The organism is Sphingobacterium faecium, from assembly GCF_003054045.1.
Classification (GTDB): domain Bacteria; phylum Bacteroidota; class Bacteroidia; order Sphingobacteriales; family Sphingobacteriaceae; genus Sphingobacterium; species Sphingobacterium faecium.
This window is the reverse complement of record NZ_QBKH01000001.1, coordinates 473,042-497,821: the sequence shown is the minus strand read 5'-3', so window position 1 is coordinate 497,821 and position 24,780 is coordinate 473,042. Positions and strand designations below refer to the sequence as shown.

20 protein-coding genes are annotated in these 24,780 nt (G+C 35.2%); 10 read left to right on the top strand and 10 right to left on the bottom strand.

Annotated features, from left to right (window positions below):
* Positions 1 to 136 precede the first annotated feature (136 nt).
* Positions 137 to 1,045 carry an endonuclease/exonuclease/phosphatase family protein gene (locus tag C8N37_RS02090; RefSeq protein WP_108157323.1) on the bottom strand — a complete coding sequence of 303 codons (909 nt, stop codon included), beginning with the start codon at positions 1,043 to 1,045 and terminating at the stop codon, positions 137 to 139.
* A 91-nt stretch (positions 1,046 to 1,136) separates the two neighbouring features.
* Complete coding sequence (locus tag C8N37_RS02085; RefSeq protein WP_108157322.1) at positions 1,137 to 1,901, bottom strand: DUF3050 domain-containing protein; 765 nt, start codon at positions 1,899 to 1,901, stop codon at positions 1,137 to 1,139.
* A 420-nt stretch (positions 1,902 to 2,321) separates the two neighbouring features.
* Here C8N37_RS02085 and ppk2 point away from each other — a divergent pair, with 420 nt between their 5' ends.
* Positions 2,322 to 3,131 carry a polyphosphate kinase 2 gene (gene ppk2, locus C8N37_RS02080; RefSeq protein WP_108157321.1) on the top strand — a complete coding sequence of 270 codons (810 nt, stop codon included), beginning with the start codon at positions 2,322 to 2,324 and terminating at the stop codon, positions 3,129 to 3,131.
* A 23-nt stretch (positions 3,132 to 3,154) separates the two neighbouring features.
* Here ppk2 and C8N37_RS02075 read toward each other — a convergent pair whose 3' ends face one another.
* Positions 3,155 to 3,835, bottom strand: a complete 681-nt coding sequence (locus C8N37_RS02075; RefSeq protein WP_108157320.1) for an outer membrane beta-barrel protein — start codon at positions 3,833 to 3,835, stop codon at positions 3,155 to 3,157.
* A gap of 65 nt (positions 3,836 to 3,900) precedes the next feature.
* A complete protein-coding gene (locus tag C8N37_RS02070) occupies positions 3,901 to 4,512 on the bottom strand; it encodes a WbqC family protein (protein ID WP_108157319.1) in 612 nt (203 codons plus the stop codon).
* A 90-nt stretch (positions 4,513 to 4,602) separates the two neighbouring features.
* Here C8N37_RS02070 and C8N37_RS02065 point away from each other — a divergent pair, with 90 nt between their 5' ends.
* From C8N37_RS02065 to rplI, 7 genes are all read left to right on the top strand, one after another.
* The gene (locus C8N37_RS02065; protein WP_108157318.1) at positions 4,603 to 5,469 is read left to right on the top strand and encodes a lysophospholipid acyltransferase family protein; all 867 of its coding nucleotides are present in this window, start codon (positions 4,603 to 4,605) and stop codon (positions 5,467 to 5,469) included.
* Positions 5,466 to 6,497 (top strand): glycosyltransferase family 2 protein, encoded by a 1,032-nt coding sequence (locus C8N37_RS02060; RefSeq protein WP_108157317.1) that lies wholly within the window; start codon positions 5,466 to 5,468, stop codon positions 6,495 to 6,497. The genes C8N37_RS02065 and C8N37_RS02060 overlap by 4 nt, the downstream gene beginning before the upstream one ends.
* 119 nt (positions 6,498 to 6,616) lie before the next feature.
* Complete coding sequence (gene ligA, locus C8N37_RS02055; RefSeq protein ID WP_108157316.1) at positions 6,617 to 8,650, top strand: NAD-dependent DNA ligase LigA; 2,034 nt, start codon at positions 6,617 to 6,619, stop codon at positions 8,648 to 8,650.
* 29 nt (positions 8,651 to 8,679) lie between these two features.
* Positions 8,680 to 9,558, top strand: coding sequence for a 4-hydroxy-tetrahydrodipicolinate synthase (dapA, locus tag C8N37_RS02050; RefSeq protein WP_108157315.1), 879 nt, complete (start codon positions 8,680 to 8,682; stop codon positions 9,556 to 9,558).
* A gap of 98 nt (positions 9,559 to 9,656) precedes the next feature.
* Positions 9,657 to 10,025: a 30S ribosomal protein S6 gene (rpsF, locus tag C8N37_RS02045; protein ID WP_045754298.1), complete on the top strand. Its 369-nt coding sequence runs from the start codon at positions 9,657 to 9,659 to the stop codon at positions 10,023 to 10,025.
* Positions 10,025 to 10,288 (top strand): 30S ribosomal protein S18, encoded by a 264-nt coding sequence (gene rpsR, locus C8N37_RS02040; RefSeq protein ID WP_021191490.1) that lies wholly within the window; start codon positions 10,025 to 10,027, stop codon positions 10,286 to 10,288. Before rpsF ends, rpsR begins: the two co-directional genes overlap by 1 nt.
* Positions 10,289 to 10,303: 15 nt before the next feature.
* A complete protein-coding gene (gene rplI / locus C8N37_RS02035; RefSeq protein WP_108157314.1) occupies positions 10,304 to 10,747 on the top strand; it encodes a 50S ribosomal protein L9 in 444 nt (147 codons plus the stop codon).
* 372 nt (positions 10,748 to 11,119) lie between these two features.
* Here the strand turns inward: rplI and C8N37_RS02030 are convergent, their stop codons facing one another.
* Genes C8N37_RS02030 through C8N37_RS02020 form a run of 3 tightly spaced genes read right to left on the bottom strand, consistent with a single transcriptional unit; the run spans position 11,120 to position 14,390 of the window.
* Complete coding sequence (locus tag C8N37_RS02030; protein ID WP_108157313.1) at positions 11,120 to 12,889, bottom strand: hypothetical protein; 1,770 nt, start codon at positions 12,887 to 12,889, stop codon at positions 11,120 to 11,122.
* Positions 12,890 to 12,891: 2 nt separating this feature from the next.
* Complete coding sequence (locus C8N37_RS02025; protein WP_108157312.1) at positions 12,892 to 13,860, bottom strand: FecR family protein; 969 nt, start codon at positions 13,858 to 13,860, stop codon at positions 12,892 to 12,894.
* The gene (locus tag C8N37_RS02020; protein ID WP_108157311.1) at positions 13,857 to 14,390 is read right to left on the bottom strand and encodes an RNA polymerase sigma-70 factor; all 534 of its coding nucleotides are present in this window, start codon (positions 14,388 to 14,390) and stop codon (positions 13,857 to 13,859) included. Before C8N37_RS02020 ends, C8N37_RS02025 begins: the two co-directional genes overlap by 4 nt.
* Positions 14,391 to 14,606: 216 nt before the next feature.
* Between C8N37_RS02020 and C8N37_RS02015 the strand changes: the two genes are divergently transcribed.
* The gene (locus C8N37_RS02015) at positions 14,607 to 15,170 is read left to right on the top strand and encodes a porin family protein (protein WP_108157310.1); all 564 of its coding nucleotides are present in this window, start codon (positions 14,607 to 14,609) and stop codon (positions 15,168 to 15,170) included.
* 105 nt (positions 15,171 to 15,275) lie between these two features.
* On the opposite strand, the gene C8N37_RS02010 is transcribed toward C8N37_RS02015, so the two are convergent.
* The 3 genes from C8N37_RS02010 to C8N37_RS02000 all read right to left on the bottom strand — a co-directional run bounded on the left by C8N37_RS02010 (position 15,276) and on the right by C8N37_RS02000 (position 23,137).
* The gene (locus C8N37_RS02010; protein WP_170114453.1) at positions 15,276 to 20,477 is read right to left on the bottom strand and encodes a DUF4011 domain-containing protein; all 5,202 of its coding nucleotides are present in this window, start codon (positions 20,475 to 20,477) and stop codon (positions 15,276 to 15,278) included.
* An 83-nt stretch (positions 20,478 to 20,560) separates the two neighbouring features.
* The gene (locus tag C8N37_RS02005; RefSeq protein WP_108157308.1) at positions 20,561 to 22,441 is read right to left on the bottom strand and encodes an Nramp family divalent metal transporter; all 1,881 of its coding nucleotides are present in this window, start codon (positions 22,439 to 22,441) and stop codon (positions 20,561 to 20,563) included.
* Between the two features lie 90 nt (positions 22,442 to 22,531).
* Complete coding sequence (locus C8N37_RS02000) at positions 22,532 to 23,137, bottom strand: 2'-5' RNA ligase family protein (protein ID WP_146170980.1); 606 nt, start codon at positions 23,135 to 23,137, stop codon at positions 22,532 to 22,534.
* 363 nt (positions 23,138 to 23,500) lie between these two features.
* Between C8N37_RS02000 and C8N37_RS01995 the strand changes: the two genes are divergently transcribed.
* Entirely contained in the window at positions 23,501 to 24,739 is a 1,239-nt protein-coding gene (locus C8N37_RS01995) for a DEAD/DEAH box helicase (protein WP_244914318.1), read from the top strand.
* The last annotated feature ends 41 nt before the right edge of the window (positions 24,740 to 24,780 follow it).

Genomic DNA, 24,780 nt, shown 5'->3' with positions numbered 1-24,780 from the left:
AATAATATTTTAGACCTGTATCATACAAATTCATTCTTTATCATTTATTTATAGTGCAGATTGCTTCATCTTTGTGCCTACACTTCCTTATGGATCGTTTTTCAACTAATTTACCTGAGAAAATAGTAAATGTACTCTACTCATTCAACAGCCAATCGAAAACGACTGAAACTGGCCAATGGTCTGATAAAGGTTCTCCAGATTTATCAACAAACTTGTCCCGCTCGACTTCATATTTTTTTGGAATTAACGTAATCTGCTGGTTGCTTCTAAACATAATTTTATCAATCGATTCGGTTTGATTATCGATGTCCATAATATCGATACATAAAAATAAAGGATCAATAGTAGGTATGACCTGATCACGCTCAAGCATTATCCAGCTATCTTGCACCTGCGTCTTAACCATAAATTCTTCTAGATTGTCCTCTGAAAAAGCAAAATGGGAATTGAAATCTCCAGCAACAACAATAGCCTGACCAAACGAGTGTTTATTGATATAAGTAGCTAACTGAATATAATTTGCTCTTCTGGCTTTCGCTGCCCTAGGATGGTCTTGTGAGTTGGCATGAATATTATAAAAATCAACTGCAACGCCCACTGCCAAATGCACCGTACAATGGCTAAAGCCTTTTGGTGTCAATCGATCAGAACCTGTCCTATTCTGCCATTCGATCCGTTTAAAATTAGTAAGCGGATATTTAGATAAACTATCCAATCCATCACCAAAAATAGCTAGTCCCATACTGATGGTACGATAAGGATGTAAATTACCACCCTGGTACAAATGATAGTTATAATTAAAGTCTTCTTGTATATGTGCTATATCAAAATCATTCAAAAGCGAGCCAATATGTGCAATACTGGAAGACCGATCTGTTTTAGCGGATGAAATAACTTGAGGAAGTCCAGCAATATTATAGGTAATAATAGAAAAATTGCCCGATTTAGCATCGAGCAATTCATATTCTTTTTCTTGAATGAAAACACGGACTCTTCTTCTTGTCAAAGATTTCCAAACCTCCAGTAAATATTGAAAAAACATATACGCTTATAACTAGTCTATTTATCTATAACAAAGATAGAATGCTTATATTAAATTACAATAATCCTATAATTAAGCTTCCGTCAATCATTTACAATGCTGAATCAATAGCATCCCACAATTTGATTCTCTTTTGTAATGCCAATTTTGAAACTTCTTCTACTTCCCTCCACCTCAATGCATCATCGCCACAGAGTTCCATAATCATCTTCATTGCCAAAGGACCGTGTTCATCACCATCCAATTCGATATGTCTTTCAAAATAATATAATAATTTTTCCAAATTGGAATCCGGAAAATGAAGTTGGATTTCTTTTAATATCGATGAAAACATATCTGGAATCAAATCTTCTCGACCAAATGTGAATGCAGCAGCAATCTCATGTGCAGTACCATTTTCTATAACATCAAAAGTAAATGTTAAGAATTCTTTTATATTAGGATGCAAATCACTTGCTGCTATAACATCCAAAATAGACGATTCACCGTATACTTTTTCCAAAAAGTTATTAACCGCACTACTATCTCCTCCAAGAGCATGTAATGCATCCAGATACATCTCAAAATGACTTAATCTCCTACCATCGATATACTCATCTGATTCCTCAGCAACAACAATTTCATTAATCAAATATCTTGTATTTGGAAACTCTGAAGGATACCATGGTGTAGTTGTGCAGGTTAGTTTTTGTTGCAACGCCTTTAAAAGTGACATAAAATCCCAAACTGCGTAAACATGGCCTTGCATAAATACTTGCAGATCTTCGATCGTTTTTATTTTATAGTAAAGAGGATGAGCAAGGAGTTGATTTCTTTCGTTAGCTATATAGGCATTAACGTTTTTGATGTATTCCATTTCTAATGATTTGAAAGCAAAAATAAGTTCTCAAAATGAGAACTCCTTAGTTTTGAAAAAAATTGACTTCCTATTTACATTAAATTGATATAAAATAGAAAAGCTTGAAGTGGGGAACCTCAAGCTTATCGTTAGCCATATATTAACCTATTTTATGAAAAGTATTTGTAATTAAAACGAGCCTATTATTGAATTATTGTGCATCGTTCTATTTTTTTTAAATTATTTTTAAAATGTCATCTTCAAAATAATTTATATTCATCTATGATCCCCATAAAGAATAAGGTGATTTAATTATAAAACGTGATATTCGACAATTTATTATTCTTTAAAAATAAATCATGTAACATGCGATTAACCTTAAACTTCTCCCGTATATTTATTGTTATAGTATAGTCACTTACTTAAACCACCATCGATATGGCAGATTTCAATTTAGAAGATTTTGTAAACATTTTAAACAATAAAGAGGTTTTTCAATACTTGATCGATCAAAAAGTAATTAAGGAAAAAAAATTTCTAGAAACATATGAGTATGAAAAAGAATTGCACGAGTTACAAATTGAGCTAACCGCAATTCAAAATAAAGTAATTGAGGAGAATAAACGTGTCTTAATTATTTTTGAAGGAAGAGATGCTGCCGGTAAAGGAGGTACTATAGAAAGATTAGTTGAATACTTAAATCCTAAAAAATTACGTGTGGTCAGTCTACCGAAGCCTACAGCAGAAGAATCTACTCAATGGTATTTTCAACGCTATTTTAAGCAGCTGCCCAATGCAGGTGAAATGGTATTCTTTGACAGAAGCTGGTATAATCGAGCAGTAGTGGAGCCCGTCTTTGGATTTTGCACCCCAGAACAGCATACCTTGTTTCTAAAACAAGTCAAGGAAGTAGAAGAGCTTTTGATACAAGACGGCATCATCTTAATCAAATTCTTTTTGACCATCTCTAAAGAAGAGCAAGTTAAACGATTGGAAGAAAGAAAAACTGATGTACTTAAACAATGGAAAATTGGTCCTCTAGATAAACAAGCTCAAGAAAAATGGAATGACTACACCAGCTATATCACTAAATTATTTAAAACTACTGGAACCAAGCTGTCGCCATGGATTGAAATTGAAACGGATAATAAGAAAAAAGCCCGTCTTGAAGCCTTTAAAATTATTATTAATCAAATCGCAAATAAAAAAGGAAAAAAATCGGAAGACTTTGTTAAAATCCACAATTAATAGCAGGAATGGAAAAGAGCATTTTAACGTTGCTCTTTTCCACTAATGGAGCCTTCGACCCCTATTACTTTGATTACCTTATCTCCTAACCCTGTGATATCAGACTTTAGTCCCACCATGACGGTCATAATATTGATTGGGGTTTCTTGAATTTTATTAAAGGAATGTAAATAGCCAATTTCTAAACCAAGGAAAAAACCATTGAATCGATAATCTGCGCCAACACCTAATTTACCAGAAAAAGAAAACTTTCTCTCATTTTCAATTTTGGCAATATTGTTAATGGCATCGACCTTGACCCTGGGTTCGGTCAGGAAACCTACTCCTGGACCTGCATAAGCATAAGCATTTAATTTTTTTAATTGCTTACGGATTCCACCTGCCAAAGAAAAAGTATAAAAATTCGCATTTGCATCTTCAATCTTAAAAGGATACTGATCATCGTGATTTTTTTGTTTGTAATCAAACGACAAGGTATATAAAGCGGGATATAGATAATACTTAGGATTTTTTAGGGAAATATCCAATCCTAAACTCCCAGAGAACTTTGGAGATAAAACATCTTTAGTCTTACCCAACGGAAACCCCATACCTGTTCCGCCAAAATAGTATACTTTACGATAATGTAAAGTATCAACTCCAGATTGGGCAAAAACAGAGTAACACAAAAACAGACAAAAAATAGTCGCTAAAATTCTCTTCATAAAACATGAATCTATTATTGCAAAACAATAATAGGATCTAAAAGTTTTGTACACAGATAAATATATTAAAAATAATTTTTTGACTGAGGTCCTTGACTAAATAATAAATCGACAATACTTAAGTCTGGATAAAAACCATTTTTCTCTTCAAACACCTGATAATAGGGTTTAGGGCTTATTAAAAGGCTTTCTTTCTTTGGATGAATACGATCTCTAAAATCTAAAGCATCAGGAACAGCTCTAAAATATTCTTCTGTAAAAGACAACTCGCGTTTCAATTTTAATGATTTGAGCAAAAGCTCTAATTGAGCAATATTGAAATCAAATAAAAAGTCAAACTTTTTATTATAAAACTGAGCAAAATCATCTTCATAATACTCAAAATAGGCAGAATTTCGATAAGCAGCCTGCAGGCTTAACCAATGCAATCTTTGCCAATCAAATTCATAGGAAATCCTTTTCTCAGACATTGGCGAACGTTCTCTTTTACTATGCTGAATAGGTACGATCAATTCTTGTATACCATTCGCAGTCGCAATGCGCGCTCTTGAGCGATAGGTTTGTTTTTGAAAATTATCAAACTTCTCAATCAAAATAGGCAACGCGTTTTGTTGAATACAATGAAAATAAGAAACTGGAGGTAAGTAGCAAGTCGTTAATAATAAATGAGTTGACATAAAAATCGTTGAATTTTACTTTATCTAGGGCAAAAATAACTTAAATTAGGGATATTTGCAGGTAAGATTTACAATAGTTACAAAGTATACATGAAACAAAAAGCATTATCAGCACTTTTATATCTTTTCGCTTTGCTGCCGTTTTGGTTCATCTATCTTTTATCTGATTTTTTATATTATATCTTATACTATATCATCCAATATCGTAAAGATGTCGTATTTGAAAACCTTAGAAACTCTTTTCCGGAAAAGACTGAGGCTGAAATCGTCACGATAGCTAAGAAATTTTACCGCTTTTTTCCAGATCTTCTTTTAGAATGTCTAAAATTTAAGAATATCAGCCGTGCAGAAGTTAACAGGAGAATTACACTTGAGGATGAACAGGAATTAAAAAGGCATCTGGAACAAAACAAAACAGTCATAGCTGTTACCGCTCACTACTGCAATTGGGAGTATGGGATTCACCGTTTAGGTGCTATCACAGAATCACCTACACTCATTGTCTATAAACCCCTCAATAATAAAACTATTGACCAAGTTTATAATGAAGTTCGGTCCCGATTTGGGGCAATTATGGTACCTATGAAACAAATTGTCAGGCATCTGGTTAAACTGAGAGGTAAACCAAGTGTTAGTGTTTTTGTTGCAGATCAAGCTCCCCTACATTCGGATGCGGATTACTTTCTGGAATTCTTAAATCAAGAAACGCTTGTGTATACGGGCGTGGAGCGGATATCTAAAATGACCAATGGTCCTGTAGTATTTTGCCATATTGGAAGAAAAGAAAAAAGAGGATATTATTTTTGTAAATTCACAACATTAATTGAAGATCCTTCTTCTTATTCTGACAAGGAAATCACTCAAATTCATAATGCCTTTACGGAGCAAATTATTCGTGAAGAACCGCAATATTGGCTTTGGACGCACAGAAGATGGAAAAGAAAACGTAGAAAATGAAAAATTACCCTAAAGTAGCTGTAGTTATTTTAAATTGGAACGGGAGATTTTTCTTAGAAAAATTTTTGCCCTCTGTATATAACAGCAGTTACCCAAATATAGAATTCGTTATTGGAGACAATGCATCTACAGATGATTCATTATCGTTTGTTCGTGCTTCATATCCTAAAATTACCCTATTAGAAAACGCCCAAAACTATGGTTTTGCTGGTGGATATAACCATATCTTATCCCGTGTAGAAGCAGATTATTTTGTTCTGCTCAATTCTGATGTTGAGGTTACCCCAAATTGGATCGAACCTGTCATCGATATGTTGGAGCGAGATGAGAAGCTAGTAGCAGCACAACCTAAAATACTTGCTTTTCATAATAAGGCAAAATTTGAACATGCTGGTGCAGCAGGTGGATATCTCGATCGTTATGGATATCCTTTTTGTTGTGGCCGTATTATGGATAAGGTTGAGTATGATTTGGGACAATATGATCTCGAAAAAGAAATTTTCTGGGCATCAGGAGCTGCTTTATTTATTAAGAGCCACGCTTGGAAAGAAGCGAAAGGATTAGATGAAGATTTTTTTGCTCATATGGAAGAAATCGATTTATGTTGGCGATTAAAGAAAATGGGATATCGTATCGGATATTGTCCTGATTCAACAGTTTATCATGTTGGAGGGGGTACATTAAATGCTAGCAACCCTCAAAAAACATATTTGAATTTCAGAAACAACTTGTTCATGCTTCAAAAAAATTTACCTGTAGATCAAGCATTTACCACCATATTCATGCGACTATGGCTTGATTTAATTGCTTTAATAAAATTTGTTTTTGACAGAAAATTTAAAGATGCTTGGGCGGTGAGTCGGGCGCATCAATCTTTCTTCCTTAATTTTTTTAAAAACGCTAAAAAAAGAAACAACTATGCGGGAATAGAAAATAAGGCAGGTCAATATAAAAAATCAATAATCGCTGATTATTATCTAGATAAGAAGCAAAAATTTTCTGACTTAGATCAAGATAGCTTTTTTTAATCGATTTACTCTCAACTGGTAAAACCGCATAAAAATGCAGCCATCGATATGAGCTGCATTTTTTATTAATTTCTATTTGTAAATTGATTAAACGTACTTTTTATTTGTAAATTCGCAACATGTCATTCATGGATATTGAACAAAAAATAACTGCACTAACGCAAGAGCTCAACCACTATAATTATCAGTATTATGTGTTGGCACAAAGCCTAATTTCAGATTTCGATTTTGATCAGAAATTAAAAGAACTTGAAGCGTTAGAATTACAATTCCCTGAATTTGCTGATCCCAACTCCCCTACACAACGAGTAGGTGGAGATGTGACCTCCAAATTTGAAACGGTTAGACATCGCTGGCCGATGTTGTCTTTAGGTAATACGTATAACCAAGATGATCTACGTGATTTTGATCAACGAGTACGTAAAATAATAGGTGAACATTTTGAATACATCTGTGAATTGAAATTTGATGGCTTATCCATAAGCCTGACATATCAACAGGGTAAACTTGTAAAGGCCGTAACACGTGGAGACGGTACACAAGGGGATGTGGTCACCAATAACATCAAAACCATTAGAAGTATTCCAATTCATTTAAAAAAAGGTCATTATCCTGAAGAATTCGAAATCAGGGGCGAAATCTTTATGCATAAAAATGCCTTTTTAAGATTAAATGCAGAAAGGGCAGAAAACGAAGAACAAACTTACGCCAACCCGCGTAATTTTGCAGCAGGAACAATTAAATTGCAAGACTCCGCTGAAGTAGCGAGAAGACCTTTAGATTGCTTCTTGTACTTTTTGTATTGCGACAATAGAAACAAACTATTTCACAACCATTGGGAAAGTCTTCAAGCAGTTAAAGAATGGGGATTTCACGTTTGTGAACATACACAAAAGTGTCAGTCGCTAGACGATGTTTTTGCATTTATTGATTATTGGGATGAAAAAAGACATGATCTAAGTTATGAAATCGATGGTATCGTGATCAAAGTAAATGATTATGGTGCACAGGAAGAATTAGGTTTTACAGCTAAAAACCCACGTTGGGCGATTTCGTATAAGTTTAAAGCAGAGCGTGTTGAAACGCAACTTACATCGATCAGCTATCAAGTTGGTCGTACTGGAGCAGTTACTCCTGTTGCCAATTTGAAACCGGTTAGTTTAGCTGGCACAACCGTTAAAAGAGCTTCTTTGCACAATGCCAATGAAATCGCAAGACTTGATCTTCATGAAGGTGATACGGTCTTTGTCGAGAAAGGGGGCGAAATTATCCCGAAGATCATTGCGGCAAATGAAGCTAAAAGACTTCCAGATGCTCTTGCGTACGTCTATCCGACACATTGTCCAGAATGTCACACAGAATTAATACGACAAGAAGGTGAAGCTGTGCACTACTGCCCCAATGAAGATGGATGCCCGCCTCAGATTGTTGGAAAAATGCAACACTTTATCGGTCGTAAAATGATGGATATAGAAGGCTTAGGTGATGAAACGATAGAAACGTTTTATAAAAAAGGAATTCTCAAAAATATTGTTGATATCTATGGCCTCAAAGATCATGTAGATCAATTACAGCAATTAGATCGTTTTGGACAAAAATCCATTGACAATATGCTGAAAGGAATTGAGAAATCCAAAGAAAAACCATTTGAAAAATTACTCTTTGCACTAGGGATTCGACACGTCGGAGAAACAATTGCTAAAAAACTAGCCCAGCATTTCAAAACGATTGATGCCATTAAAGCCGCCTCTGTTGAAGAAATCGCTATGGTACAGGATATCGGGATTCGTATTGCAGAAAGTATTCATGAATACCTACACATTTCAGCACATGAGGAGTTGATCGCAAAATTAAAATCTTATGGTTTACAGTTTGAAATTGAAGAGAAAGAAGTAATTTTGGATAGTGAAACCTTGACTGGCCAAACATTTCTAATATCTGGTGTATTTATTAACCATACAAGAGAACAATTGACAGAGCTTATCGAAAGCAATGGCGGTAAAATGGTTTCAAGTATTTCAGCAAAATTAAGTTATCTCGTAGCAGGAGATAAAATGGGACCTTCAAAATTAGCAAAAGCAGAAAAACTAAACATCAAGATGATCAATGAAGATGAATTATTAGCTTTGATCAACAATACAATAAGTATATAAATTAAATATTAATCTTTACAAACAACACAATGAACGAGCTTCATGGAGCTGGTGTAGCATTAGTTACACCTTTCAACGCAGATGGAACAGTTGATTTTGATTCTTTAGCAAAGCTAATTGATTATCAGATCAACTCAGGTATGAATTATTTAGTCTCTTTGGGTACAACTGGTGAAGTAGCCACTTTATCTAAAGATGAACGAAAGCGTATCTGGGATTTCACTGTCAAACAGGTGAATGCACGCGTACCATTGGTTGCGGGTATTGGTGGAAATAATACAGCTGAAATGGTAGAGCAGATCAAAAATTTTGATCCAGCTGGATTTTGTGCCATTTTATCTGTTTCTCCTTATTATAATAAACCGGTACAGGAAGGGATCTATCAGCATTATAAAGCGATAGCTGAAGTATCTCCACTACCGATTATATTATATAATGTACCTGGACGTACAGGAAGCAATATGACTCCAGCGACAACAATACGTTTGGCAAAAGATTTTAAAAATATCGTGGCAACTAAAGAAGCTTCTGGCAGTTTTGCTCAATTCAATGAGATCTTAAGAGACAAACCTAAAGACTTCTTATTAATATCTGGTGACGACCCTGCTACCTTGCCCATGATGGCGTTGGGCGCTGTAGGTATTATTTCTGTTGTTGGAAATGCTTATCCTGCACAAATATCAAAATTGGCAGCTTTATGTACGGCTAACAACTATGCTGAGGCAAGATCGATTCACAATTCTTTATTGGAAATAACAGACTTATGTTTTGTAGAAGGAAATCCTTGTGGCGTTAAGTATATTTTACAAGAATTAGGTATCGGTCAGGATTACGTACGTTTACCGTTGATACCGGTATCTGCAACGACACAAACTGCCATAAAGGAGGAAATGCAAAAACTAAAATAAAATAGGAAAAGTAATCATTGTATATTTAAAATCTATTAATTATCTTTGCACTTCCGTAAGTACGGAGAAAAAATTAATAAACATAATTATTTAACAAAATGCAACAGTACGAATCTGTAATCGTTCTTACCCCGTTGCTTTCTGAAGATGCTGCGAAAGAAGTAATCGCAAAATTCAAAAACATCTTAGCAGAAGGCGGAGCCGAAATTGTCGCTGAAGACAATTGGGGTTTGAAAAAATTAGCGTATCCAATCCAGAAAAAAACAACTGGGTTTTATCACTTAACTGAATTCAAGGCTCCAGGAGAATTAATTAATAAATTAGAGGTTGAATACAAGCGTGATGAGCGTATTATGCGTTTCTTAACTATTGCTTTAGACAAACATGCTAAAGCTTATAGCGAGAAAAAACGTAGCGGTGCATTCAACAAAAAAGCGGAAACTAAAACTGAGGAGGGATCAAACTAATGGCTAACGAAAATATCCAATACGTAACTGCCCCTAAAGTAGAGGACAATCGTAAAAAATATTGCCGTTTCAAAAAGAATGGTATCAAATACATCGATTATAAAGATGCTAATTTCTTGATGAAATTTGTGAATGACCAAGGTAAAATCTTACCTCGTCGTTTAACTGGTACGTCATTGAAATTCCAACGTAAAGTAGCTCAAGCGGTTAAACGTGCTCGTCACATCGGCTTGTTACCTTACTTAGCTGATTCATTAAAATAAGGAGGACTAGAGAACATGGAAGTTATTTTAAAACAAGATATCAAAGGCTTAGGTGAGCAAAATGATGTCGTAAATGTAAAGCCAGGTTACGGTCGTAATTATTTAATCCCTCAAGGATTTGCTATTCAAGCGACTGTATCAGCAAAGAAAGTTTTAGCTGAAAACATTAAACAAGCTCAGTTCAAACAAGATAAAATTAAAAAAGACGCTACTGAATTAGCTGCTAAATTGGAAACTGTTAAGTTATCAATCGGTGCTAAAGCTGGTGAAACTGGTAAAATCTTTGGTAAAGTAAACAGCATTCAGATTGCTGATGCTTTAAAAGCTAAAGGTTTTGATGTTGACCGTCGTCGTATTACTTTCGAAGTAGAGCCTAAAGAAATTGGTGAATACTTAGCAAACTTAAACTTACACAAAGAAGTGAAAGTTCAAGTTCCTTTCGAAGTAGTTGCTGAATAATAATTATTCAGGATAGCATATATAAAAGGAGATAATTTCGATTATCTCCTTTTTTTATGACGTTATATTGATGAAATACATACGATCCAACATAATATAAAAGAGTGTAAATCAAATAGGATTGATTTACCCTCTTTTTATTAATTAACCACAGCTGAAGCAGCCCTATTAAATATATTTCATTATCTTATCGATTTACTTACACATAGTGTGCATGGGTACGTATTTTCACCTGATCTATCTAACCACAATCAGGTAATTTCATTATATTCTATATCTATCTTGCATGATTTCTTACAGAAATTTGATTAGCAAGATCATGACCAGTAAAACCAACTCATTTTACCAACAAATCAACGTATAGATCGGTCGCTATAATTTTAACATCACTCCAGCTGCCCCACCACCAAACAAAGTATTTCTGTTTTTATCTCTACCCCAAACCCTCCATAAGGATTTACCGGCTTGTGTTACGGGATTATCTTCTTTGCTAACGTAATTAAAGCTAGGCGCTACAAATAAGGATAAATGCTTACTTAAACGCAGCTCTGGAATCAATCTGATACTAGAATGATTATTGGATAAGAGTTTAAAATTATTGGTAAACTGATTGCGATTTGAAATTTCAGCACGTAACATGAATTTATTACCATGTAAAAGCACCGCACCAATACCTGCTTCAAAAGCATATTTAGCGATTTGATCATCCGCTAATGTTACATTTGCTCCCAAAACACTATATAACACGCGACCACCGGACCTAAATTGTAAAGCAAAATATTCATCTTGATCAATTGATATGGAAAGGCTCTTTTCCCCATTTTTGATTAAGTTTAATAAGCCAATTGGATAATCACTACTGTCTGCTATGTTGACTAAAGCAGCTAATTGAATTCCTTTTACTTTTTTTGCACTATTGGCAACCCCTGCAATCTGATTGTTCGCCATCTCTTTGCTGTGATTAAACACACCTGCTAACTGATTGCTGACTACACCTTTACTATAATTAAATCCACCTGCTAATTGTGTAGCACCTGCACCTTCTTTGATCAGATTGCCAATACCCCCTATTTGAGCTCCTTTTAGCGTATCTGCTTTATTCAGCCCACCTGTCAGCTGTACACCTTGAACATCTCCAAACACCTGATTAGATATTCCAGCGACCTGCAGTCCTTTTACTTGACCTCCAACGACATTAAAACCTCCAACGAACTGAAACCCCTCCATATCGTATTGATTGAGATTAAAAATCCCCCCTATTTCCATTCCCTTTACTCCTGCTGTAGATCCTCCAAGAATGTTCATTGAAAATTTATTGACAATCTGTGAACGAATAAATCCATGGGAACTTAATCCTGGTGTCATCGAAATTTGGTAAGGGCTATAGAGAAAGAGTCCTCCCAGATTCATATTTTGAATACTTTGTGCAGGGGATAAAAATACTCTTCCAAAAAACGATTGGTAAAGACCAGTATCTTCTTCATATCCTGAAAAGTAACCATAGCGACGCTTTTTATTACCTACTTTTGCGTCAATCGGAAAAATAACCATGACACTCGTATCACGAAACATTTCTTTACTCACATTGACGGCAATCAAACTATTTTTTTTCTTAACATCAAGTTCAAAATAACCATTGTGATCTGTTAAAGTAGAAAGTAAAGCATCTCGATCAAAAATACTTGCATCAGAAATGGGTTTATTTGTTTTGATATTTTTGATGTAGCCCATGATGACTACTTTATTTTTATCTTGGGTCTGTACTTCAAAATCTACAGACATACGCTGCGGTGTATATTGAAGGATAATGTGTTTACCTAATTCCTTAAAACTATATTCCTTTCCTAGAATACGATCGAGATAACCAAATAAAGTACCCTTATAAGCTACAAGATGCAGAGTACTATCTGTCTGCAAAATATGACTATTAAAAGAAAATAAGGTACCTTGTTTTTCTTGTAATACCTGAAAAATCTGACCTACTGTGGTTGTTGGGAAAGCAGGCATTTGGATATCAGCTGAAAGTTGCTGTTGACCATATCCGTTAAAAAAACTTAATAAAACTAAGAATAATAAAAAGTGCTTGAATCTTGTAAAGAAAAGTATGGGCTGGATATGATTGATAAGTTTTACCAAAAACATGATTATCGAGTTATATGAATTATTGAATCTTTAATAGTGACTTTACATTTAAAGGTATCTGCGATAACCTTCAAAATATCACTTAAACTGTTTTGTTTGAAAGTAGCTGTCAATAGAAGTTTTTTATCTGCTTCAAGATCAAGGATTATTTTTTGGTCATAGGCTTTACTTAACAGCTCCACGACACGATCTAAACTGGTGTTTTCAAATATAAACTCGCGATCCACATAATACTTATAAAATTGGTCTGGTATCTGTTTAACAGAAACAGTGGTTGTGTCGTTGTCTTTCATCGTAATCATTTCTTTAGGATGTAAGTATACTTCCTTATTACTGTAAGAAACCTTCACTAAACCTGTCGCTACAATAACCTCAGTAGCATCTTCATGACGACGCACATTAAAGCTAGTGCCCAATACCGTAATCTTACTTTTACCCGAAACAATCACAAAAGGATGTGCTTTATCTTTAAACACTTGAAAAAATACCTCCCCTTGTTCTAGTTTTACACTTCTTTGTACATTCATCCACGTACTAGAATACGCAAGTTTTGAATTTTTGTTGAGGGTCACTATAGAGCCATCAGGCAACGTATTTCTAAGCACGGATGTTGTACTATAGAGACTTTGCTCTTGTCTATGACTTTTATCCAGGAAATAAAACCCGATAGAACACATAAACAGTATTCCAGCTGCGACCCACCAATTCCATCCCATCTTCATCGTTTGGTTGTCATCAACCTCAAACTTCGTGGCAGGCCCATTATCCCTAGCGGTTTTAAAGTTTTCCCAAGCTTGATCCACATCTACTTCTGGTGCTTGAAGCGCTTGAGGTAAACCATCCCACATTTTTTTCATTTTTAAATATTCTGCATGATTACGGATATCTTGCTCCAACCAATATTGGGCTATCTTATTCTCTTCTTCATTGGTTTCTCCAATGATATATTTTTCTAGCAATTCCTTATTCATATGATATAGATGATATAGAAAATAATTACAGTTAAATAATCGATCAACTCGATACGTAAATGTCGAAGAGCTTTGGTCATATGACCTTCGACTGTTTTTATGGAAAGATCCAATGTATCGGCAATATCTTTATATTTCATTTCTTGAAAACGACTGAGCTCAAATACGATACGGCTCTTCTCTGGCAGTGTCGCTAATGCTACCTGCAACTTTTGATCGAGATCTTTTGCACTTTGATCTACAGCTGGTACGACGTCTTGCCGGCTCTGCTGATAAGATTGGTAGGTCTGCTTTCTCTGTTCTTTTTTCAACAAGTTCATACTTTCGTTGTAAATCGAACGATACAGATAAGCTTTTATCGAAGTGTGTATCTCCTGCTCCCAATTTTTTTCCCATAACCGCAAAAAGACCTGTTGGACAATTTCTTCAGCACTTTCACTATCTCTGAGGTATCGAAATGCTGAACGGTGCAATTCCTTATAATACGTACGAAACAGTTGTTCAAATTTTTTCTCTTTATTTTCTGACATGGATTGTATTTTCCGCACTCATTAATTGATCTACTTTATAGTAAGACAACTAAACTGAGCTATACCCTTACATGAATTTTATTTTTCTTTAGTGGATCAAATTTAAAACATAATAAATTATAATAATTTAAAAATTTACCAAGGGTATGTACATACTTCGTTGTCATAAAAGAAAGATGAATAATTAATCGATACAAATACAAACAATTTAGAAAAATGAAAACGACATTTAAAACTGCCCTTTTGGGATTGACATTATTAGGATTGGGTACAATAGCGAACGCACAGGAAGTGACTTATGGACTTCAAGTTGGAAGTAATTATCACATGACATCATTTGGTAATCATTCCATCACAGATAATAATGGAAAAATCGGTGTTTCAGTAGCTGGATTTGCACGCATTGGGAATCAATTATTCTTTCAGCCAGGTATTGGAGCCAGCTTGTTACGCAAAGGCTATACACTTGATAAGAACGAAAAGACATTAAAATTCTATCAAATAAATGTACCTCTTCAGGTAGGATATAAACTAATCAATCAGGAAGATTTCAATCTTCGGGCGATGTTGGGACCTCAATTAAATTATGATATCAAAACGGTTAAATCAACAGCACATACGGATTACAAGAAATTTTCTTTTGATGGAAGAGTGGGATTAGGTATCGATATCAACCGATTGACTCTTGATGCGTATTACAGCCACGGATTGAGCAGTGTTGATAAGACGCTAGATGCTAAAAACAGGACTATTGGAATTATGGTCGGCTATAAATTTTAATCTTGGTCATTGACTTATCACGAGCATTATTTGTTGAGGTAATGCTCGTGGTATTTATAAATTTAATAATGTCATGATCTACATCATCAAAAGACTAAAACTCAACTATACCGTTGGATTAATTTCCTCTTCAGATGGCACATCCACTTGTAGGACTAGCTCATTTACTTTTACCAAAATGGACTCTACAATTACATCCGAGTTTTCAATCCAATCTAAAGTCCAAATACGAAAGATATTCCATCCTAAGCTCTCCAGCATCTGCGGCAATACCAATTCTCTATCATTCGTAGTTTCGGCATTAAAATAATGGGTTCCATCCAACAAAATGGATAAAATATAACGACTCGGGAACTCTGGATGAACAATACCTAGATCAACTTTGAAATCTGATGTTCCTATATTTTCATTGACCACCAGTCCTTCTGCTCGCAATCTGTTAGCCACATGTTGACTTAAATTTAGCTGGTTATCCTCGGCGCTTATCATACCTGCATCAAGGGGCAAATGTCCTTTTTCTGCAAAAGCTAAGAAATTTTTCAGACCAGCGACTCCTTCCGAAGCAGTTCGGTTTAAATTAATCTGGTCTGATCGCAGTGTCGCAAAGACTTTCATTTCCTCACGAGCTCTTGTTACAGCAACATTGAGTCTTCTCCATCCACCCTCACGATTTAAAGGTCCAAAATTCATACTGAGTTGACCTTTTTCATCTGGTCCATAACCGATAGAAAACAAGATGACATCACGTTCATCTCCCTGCACATTTTCCAAATTTTTAATGAAGATCGGTTCGTCTCTTTCAACTGCCCATGATTCCAACTGGGTGTCTTTTCGATATAACTCATTCAGTTTATCTTCAATTAAGCTCTGTTGTACTTGGCTAAAAGTGACTATACCGATACTTTGTTTTCTCGACTTTTCATTACGAAGCCGTTTTGCGATATCATCGACGATCGCCTGTGCTTCAAATTTATTTTGGCGACTTTTACCCTTATCATAATATCCTTCTACATACTGATAAGTAACTCGGCTATTTAAATCATCTGCAGATGGAAATGTTAATAGTTTATTGTCATAATAATGAGCATTGCTAAAAGCGATCAAACTCTCATGTTTACTTCGATAATGACGCAGCAGATACTTAGATGGAAAAGATAAAGAAAGGCAATCATCCAAAATACTTTCCAAATCTTCTATTTCTATATTTTCTTCATCGACTTTATTGCTCATAAAAAATGATGTCGGCGGCATTTGCTTTGGGTCTCCTACAATTACTGCATGTTTAGCCCTTGCTAGAGAACTTACGGCCTCACAAGTTGGTAATTGTGACGCCTCATCAAAAATTAACAAATCAAATTGCTCCGGATTTACTTCAAAATACTGCGCTACAGATATAGGACTCATCAACATACAGGGAGCCAATCGAGGTAGTAAATTCGGTATCTGATCAAATAATCTTCTTATACTTAATCCTCGTCCCCTATTTTTGATAGCACGTTGTAGCACTGCTAATTCAGCACCTTGAACGGCTTCCTGCACCGTATTTGGCAAGTCCTTATTTAGACGCAGCAACAATTCTTTCTTTGTCAATTCCGTGAATCCCTGAGCAATCTGTTTATACTTCGCAATTTTATCTTCAAATAATCGAACATTGAACATATTCAGTGCATCATGAGAAGCGATTACATGATTGGCTAGATTATAGTGAATGCTATAGTCAAAATGCTCCACGAAATGTTCTTGTTGTATTTCATCATTTTCATAGCGGTCTATTAACCATCCTAATTCCAATTCAATCGCTTTTTCTTTTATTTTAGAATAGTTCGTCCAATTTTTGAGGGCATCAATATGTGCTACTATGCCCGCCATTTTTTCCTTTATTTCAGTCAACCAATCGACTTGAACTGGATAGGATCGGATATCCAATTGCGTTTCTTGTTGAAATTGATGGGTATGATTAAGTAAGGTTTCCCACGCAGTTGAAACATGAAGCAGTGCTTGCTCTTGGTTTGGCATCAACTGCTTGATGTTGATTTTCGAATTTGCTATCCATTGGGAGACAACCTCTTCCAAAGGTGAAATTAATAGGGGTCTCAATAATTCATTTAAGGATTGTATCCCTTCAACTTGTTTTCTGATATAGCCTAAATCCGTTTCCTCCTCCATATAAGAATTGGATAATGCTTGACGAATGAAATCATATTCTCTTGATTTGACTACATCAGTAATTTGTTGATATGCATTGACTTCGGAGAAGAATTGATCTAATGCTGCATCTTCATTTAAAAGCTTGCTGCTATAGCTCGATAACCCTTTTTGTACCTGTCTCTTTTTTAACCATTTTGGAAAAAACCAAGTCTGTTTTGCTGCATTCCAAATTGATTCTAATGCTGTTAAATTAGCATCTAACACACTTTTATGGGCAATACTTAATAGAATACGACGTTTAGTTTGAAAATTTTCAAAATCAATTAACCACTTTTGTATCTTTTCTTGCTGTTGTTGATTAAGGAGTACCCGCCAAAGTGACAATCCCGTTTCTGGTAGTTGTAATAAGGAATTTACCAATTGATTAAACTGATTCAGATCTGACCAAGAAAACACTTGAATAGGGAGATCAATAGCTGAAATAAAACGGCTCATGACCGATTCGTACTCTTCCGAACTTTGTTTCAATTGAAGGGATGAGGATGCTACTTGTTGTTGGATAGCCGTTGAGTAATTGGTAAGCGCAATTCCCCTAAATGGATTACGACTAGGCTTATTTATGATCTGTGATACAGAATATAAATCGATCACTAAATCTCTCCATGATCGCCATTTCTCATTGGTGAGCGTATCAAAAATTGTTTTTGGTAAATCAATTTTAGAAAAACTATAGGATTCTAATGTGGTAATTGCAATAATACTATCGTATAACGTCCAACCGACTGTCTGTTGTGCATGCAATTGTTCGATATATACTTGGAGCTCTCTTTTAGCATTTATTAAATGATTAGCTTCGTCATTAAAATCAAAATTGTCCAACAACTTAGGAAGTTCTAATGTTTCAGCAAGTTGCGCAAGTACGTCTGATTTTTTTGCTTTATTGGAATGTAGCTCCAAACAGAAATTTGATAATCCGATAGCTGCCAATCGTTTATATACAACATCCAAGGCCGCTTTCTTTGCCGCAACAAAAAGGACTTTCTTGCCTTGATATAGGGCATTGGCAATGATATTGGTAATCGTCTGTGACTTTCCTGTACCTGGAGGTCCGTGCAGGACAAAACTTTGATTTTCACTTGAAGCGTAAATAGCTGCTAATTGCGAAACATCTGTCGCAATTGGTAATGCCAATGCTGCGGGATGAATATTATCAAAATCTAATGTACTTTCTTTGTCTTCAACATCTAGTCGCAATTGACCATCTATTAGACTCCGAACAATTGTACTTTGTGCGATCTGATCAGATTGATGTGCAATATCATTCCATAGGATCAATTTATTAAAGGAGAAATTACCTAAGATTACTTGATCGGCAATATCCCAGCCTTTCAGTCCCATGATCGCTCTACGTATTTGGGCAATTACTTGAGTGACATCAATACCTTTGTTGTCTCTCGGGAGTTCTTCCAGATCACTCAAATCAAGTTCATATTCTTGACGTAGAAATTCCAACAAAGTAATATTAATCATCGCCTCTTCTTCTCGGCTACGAAGTATAAATTTGCTATTAATGGACCTACGTGTCAATTCTACAGGAATCAAAATTATTGGTGCAGACCTGACTTGACTAGGTGTTTTCTTATCTCGCCATTTCAATAATCCAATCGCTAAATAAAGTGTACTGGATCCGTTCTCTTCAATAGATAGTTTGGCATTTCGATAGATGTGGGTGAGGATGGTATCCAAATCTTCACTATGATAGTAAGAAATCAAACGATTATGTGCCAATTCTTCCTGCGCTAGTTGATATGCTGGAGATGACGCATGCATCGTCTCATTCAAGATACTATACTGTTTTAACAGGGGAGCATTTGCACTTGCACTAATCGAAAAGCTCTTTCCATCTACTAATAGATCTTCTAAATCATGAATATTCACATCCATGATCTGTAACATGTTTTTTGTCATGCGCAGATTAAGTAAATTATTGCGCAATGACAGATCCAATAGTTTCCTTTCCCAGATCTTCTGTTTACTAATGATTTTATTCCCGTTCAGTTCTTTTTCGGCATAAATCTTACCAACTTCAATCTTTTCTTCTTTGACACTTGCATTTCTTACGATCAGCTCTGAAAGTTCACTCATACTAGCATCTAATTTCAAAGGAAGTGGTTTTATACCACTAGCTCGAGCTCTTTTGATATCGATTGATAAAACGAAGTCATCCTTTTCGACCAGATTCGCTTCAGCGAGATCTATTGCTTCATTGAAACTGATAGAAATGCCTTTACAGACACTGGTCGACTCAATGACAACAATTTCACTTATTCCTTTAGCAAAACGTTTAGTTATAGCCGTTTTATCTTCATTAATAATTTCAGAAAATTTATCATTATGAAGCCAACAGCCGACAAAGGCATGTCCTTTAGTCACGATTATGATTGGGTTTAGATCTATTGCTTCTAGACAAGCTGCATACAATAAACTAATATCAATACAATTACCAAAACGCTTACTAGCAATCACATCAAGCAAACGCAGCCGTTGGCCCCGTTCTTCATAACTTGGAGGCAAGGTACTGTAGACAATCTGTTCCGACTGAATGGCCTTATATATAGCTCGCATCATTTCCAATATGCGTACAGGATCTTCATATTGATAACCTTCAAATTTAACTGGCAAATTTTGCTCTTCTAAATATGCTACTGCCTTATTCTTTATATTATAAATATAAGGATGGTTTGGTGTTACATAGGAAGCTAATAATTCAGGAAGTGCATTAAAACCACCAAAGAAAGACATCGGTTGTAATTCAATTTCGACAGTTTCCTCTGTCAATAAATTTTCATCTTGATACACTCTAATATGATAAAAACTGCGTTCAACCTCACTTAATTGAATAAAATAAGCAGGTTTAATCATGATCTTATCTGTCGGTATTTTAACCGATAAACCTACAGGTAAATATGCGAGTTGGTAGGAATAAGGTTCCATCCAAGGTTCATCTGTATCAATGTCAATACGAATTTTATCTAAAATTTGATCGCTTTTAGAAGAAATCATCAAATTGCTTAAAAAAGTAATCTGATTTTGATACATAGAAAGATTAAGGAAATGTGCTACCTCTTTTTCTATATAAATCTGTTTAATATTTTCCATTCGCATTTTTAACTTATTAACTAAGATAAAAAAGATAACGAACAGTTCAAATATCTTCTACCTTAAATAATTATCATATCAGGTTATTGTGCGATAAACACAGGTATTTTTACGGTATGTCTCAATTTATTTACAGTTTCACCAAAGACAAAATCTTTCACACCGGTATGTCCATGACTACCAACGATTAATAAATCAGCTTGATATTGTTCACAGATTTTAGCAATGGATGAAATACGATTATTATATCCCAGTTCCAGATCCACTTGATAGTCTCGATCGGAAAAAAAATGTGCGTATTTTTTCAGTCTTTCCATATCTTGTCTAGACTCTAGATCATCTGTGGGCTCTCCAGTATACTTTACACCCGCACTTTCCACGATATGCACTAAAATAAAATGGGAATCTGGATTGGCAATCGAAAGCGCATATTGTACAGCTTTAGTATCTGAAGTCGAGTAATCCAAAGCCAGAACAACCTTATTAAATACTTTTGGCTCTTCAAATTTCAAATCCTCAAAAGGGGGATGTACATCTAATTCAATGGGTTTGTTTTTGTGAAGGATTGGATATAGAAGTGTCATCAATAATAGTCCCACCATACCCATCGCACCAAGAATTAATATACTGGTCAGCCATAGGGAGTCATACTTGACAATCCACTCAGTAATCTCCTCATATACCAACTTTATATTAAGCACTGCAATAATAGTTGCGATCAACCATGCTAACACTTGTACATAAGGCTTGATAACAAAATTGCCCATCTTTTCCTTATCGCTCACAAAATGAATTAAAGGAATTACTGCAAATGCCAATTGCATGCTTAATATAACCTGACTAAAAATGAGTAAGGAACCAACTTGAGAGTCTCCAGCAATCAAAATAACCAATACAGCAGGTATAATGGCTAACAGGCGCGTAATAATTCTTCTTAATGTTGGACTAATCCGTAACCTCAAGTATCCTTCCATTACAATTTGTCCTGCTAAAGTTCCTGTCACGGTGGAACTCTGCCCTGCTAGTATCAGCGCAATTGCAAATAATTTTGGTGCTAGATCTGTTCCTAATGTTTTTCCCAATAAATGATAAGCATCTTCTAAATCTGCAACATTATGCATTCCATTTTTATGAAAAGCTGCTGATGCGAGAATGAGGATGGCAGCGTTCACTAAAAATGCTAAATTTAAAGCGATCGCGCTATCGAAAAAATTATATTTAATGGCTTTTTTAATCGAATGATCATCTCTCTCTATTTTTCGAGTTTGTACTAATGCAGAATGTAGGTACAAATTGTGGGGCATGACAGTTGCACCTATAATCCCTATGGCAATATACAGCGCAGCGCTATTGGGCAAGCTGGGTATAAAGCCAGTCACAACTTCACTAAAATCAGGCTGCACCAAAAACATTTCTACCATAAAACACATCCCGATCATGGTAATCAGTCCTATAATGAAAAGCTCCATTTTACGCATACCCAGCTTCTGCAAATACATGATTAGAAATGTATCGGCAAAACTGATCAAAACACCCCAAAGGATATCGATCCCGAAAAGAAGATTAAGCCCTATCGCCATCCCCAATACTTCGGCAAGATCACATGCTGCGATCGCAATTTCTGCTAAGATATAAAGCACAAAATTCATGCGCTTTGGATATGTTTCTCGATTACATTGTGCAAGATCTTTACGTCGTACAATACCTAATCGTGTACATAAACTCTGCAGTAGCAAAGCCATAATATTACTCATCAATAGTACCCAGAGTAAAGCATAGCCAAACTGACTTCCACCTGCCAAATCTGTAGCCCAATTGCCAGGATCCATATACCCTACGCTGATCAGATAAGCAGGTCCAAAAAAACTGAGTACTTTCTTAATCTTTGACTTATCCTTAATGATTTCAACACTTTCGTGTACGTCAGAAAGAGATTTTTCATGTTGGTAAGGATCTTTACTCATGTAGCAATTTATTGTAATTTAAACCTGATCTATCTTTTGGAAATAAAGATATAAATCCTTAAACTAAAAACTACATTTTTACCCCTTTTATTAAAAATCAAAGGATAATTGTCCCACTTCAACGGGCGGTTTTTGAAAATTCCCAAACTTAAACTCTTCTATGATATCGTATTGCTTTCGAATAGGATTAAACTTACGCAAAAAAATACTGGAACAAAAAAAGTCCAAATCAACTGCTTTCAGATTTTCAGAAGCTATCGCTAACTTTTCTTGATCCAGTTTTCGCCCTACAGTCAAGTGCGGTTCTTCACTCTTATAAAGCTCAGTTGCAAAATCTAACTGAGTTATTGCTTCCATTTTCTTTTTCAAAAATTGTTTTGATTTTAATGCTGGAGCAATATAAAATGTACCATTTTGTGGAAAAACCTGATATTCATCAAAATAGACATATTGTGATTGTTCAAATTTTAGAACTTCAGCAACTTGTCTTTTTATATGCGATAACATATCCATATCAGCCTGATATTCACAGATCGTAATATGGGCCAACGAATGACAGCTTGAAAACCATCCAATCTTATTTTTCAAACTTTCTTTGATAGATTTTACAAGTTGAATACCTTTTTCACAAGGTTGAAATACAAATGAATACTTTTCTACATGTGCGGACATCTGTCCTCCTTTCAATAACGTCAAATATGCTTTTTTTTAAAGATAATCATAATAAGACAATAAAAGAAGTTGATGAAACAAACTTAAATAGGGGGGTAAAAAGATCTTTGGTAGCTTGATCATCAACCCCACATTTTGCAATTTCGTACACCTGTAATCAAAAGAGTACTTATCACCATGAAAAGATTTTGATTTATTGAAGTAAGAGGAAAAAATGCAAACCTCTCTCCATCGCTTTGCCTCTCTCTTGATCAATTAATATACGATAAAGGTCTATATTCAGGTATTTGCAAAGTTTTTTTTGAGTAACTTTGACCATTATTCATTAAATACGACGATAAAGTGTCTCTCGATAAATTAAAATTAGGCAAGCGGTTACAAAAATCCATGGAAGACTTGGGTTATTTAACAGCAAAGGAAATACAGGTAAAATCGATATCACGGATATTAGGAGGTCAAGATATCATCGCTATCGGTCCTGAGGGTTCAGGAAAAACGACTACTTACGTACTCAGTGTACTTTCTGGACTTAAATTTAATGTTCCTGATGCGCCCAAAGTTTTAATTTTGGCACCGGATCAAGAACGCGTTCAGAATATTGTAGATCAATTCTATTTGATCAGTAAAAATAAAGACCTTAGTATTATCGGCTTACGGGCTGGAGGAAGTATGGAACAGGAGATTGAGAAGCTCGTTGCAGGTGTTGAAATCGTTGTTTCGACGCCCAATAGAGCAAGAGCTGTTTATCTTAAACTAGGCTTAAATCTCAATTTAATCCATACCCTCATTATCGATGATGCCGAAGAGGTTATAAAAAATGGAATGATCACCCCTGTCAAGGAACTTGTACAAAGCTGTAAAAAATGTCAACATCTAATTTTTAGTACTGTAGAGCACGAAAAATTACATCAGATGATCGATAGTTTTATGGTTACTCCTGCCCTTATTGAAGTGGAGGAATTGGCATCAGAAAAACTTAACGTTCATGACTTATTTCTTTATCAAGTACCCAATTTCACAACTAAAATCAATCTTCTCAATAGCTTGATGCTGGATAACGAAGTGTTTGATAAAGTTATTATTTTTGTTAATAGTAAACTTACTGCGCAAAAGTTAGGAAAAAGCTTGCACCGTAAGTACAATGAAGAGATTCTGATCTTCAACCCCCTATTTTTTGAAGATAAAAACATTCATGATATCGATCTATTCAAACAGGATAACGCACATCGAATTTTGATTGTTGCCAATGAAGGAACTGAAGAATTAGATCTATCAGGCATACCTTATATCTTCCATTTTGAAATACCTGAGCATAACGATATGCTTATTCAACGAATCATTAAATCTCATGATGAAGAGCAATTGGCTTTCACCTTCGCAACTGATCTGGAATTGCCCGAAGTCAAAAAAATTGAACAAATCGTAGGTCAAAAAATGGAGGTACTTGATTTACCCGAAAAATTATCAATTTATAGCGCGAAAAAAGAAAATCCTACGCTTATCGATCAAGAAAATCCTGACAGTCGTGGTGCAGCTTTTCATCAAAAGAAAGAAAGCAATAGCAAGACCTATAATTATGGCGCTGGCAAAAAAGCTAAAATGACCATGAAAAAGAAAAAAGGTTAAAGGAGCCAGGTTCCTAAAAGATTTTAAAAATCACGGAAATA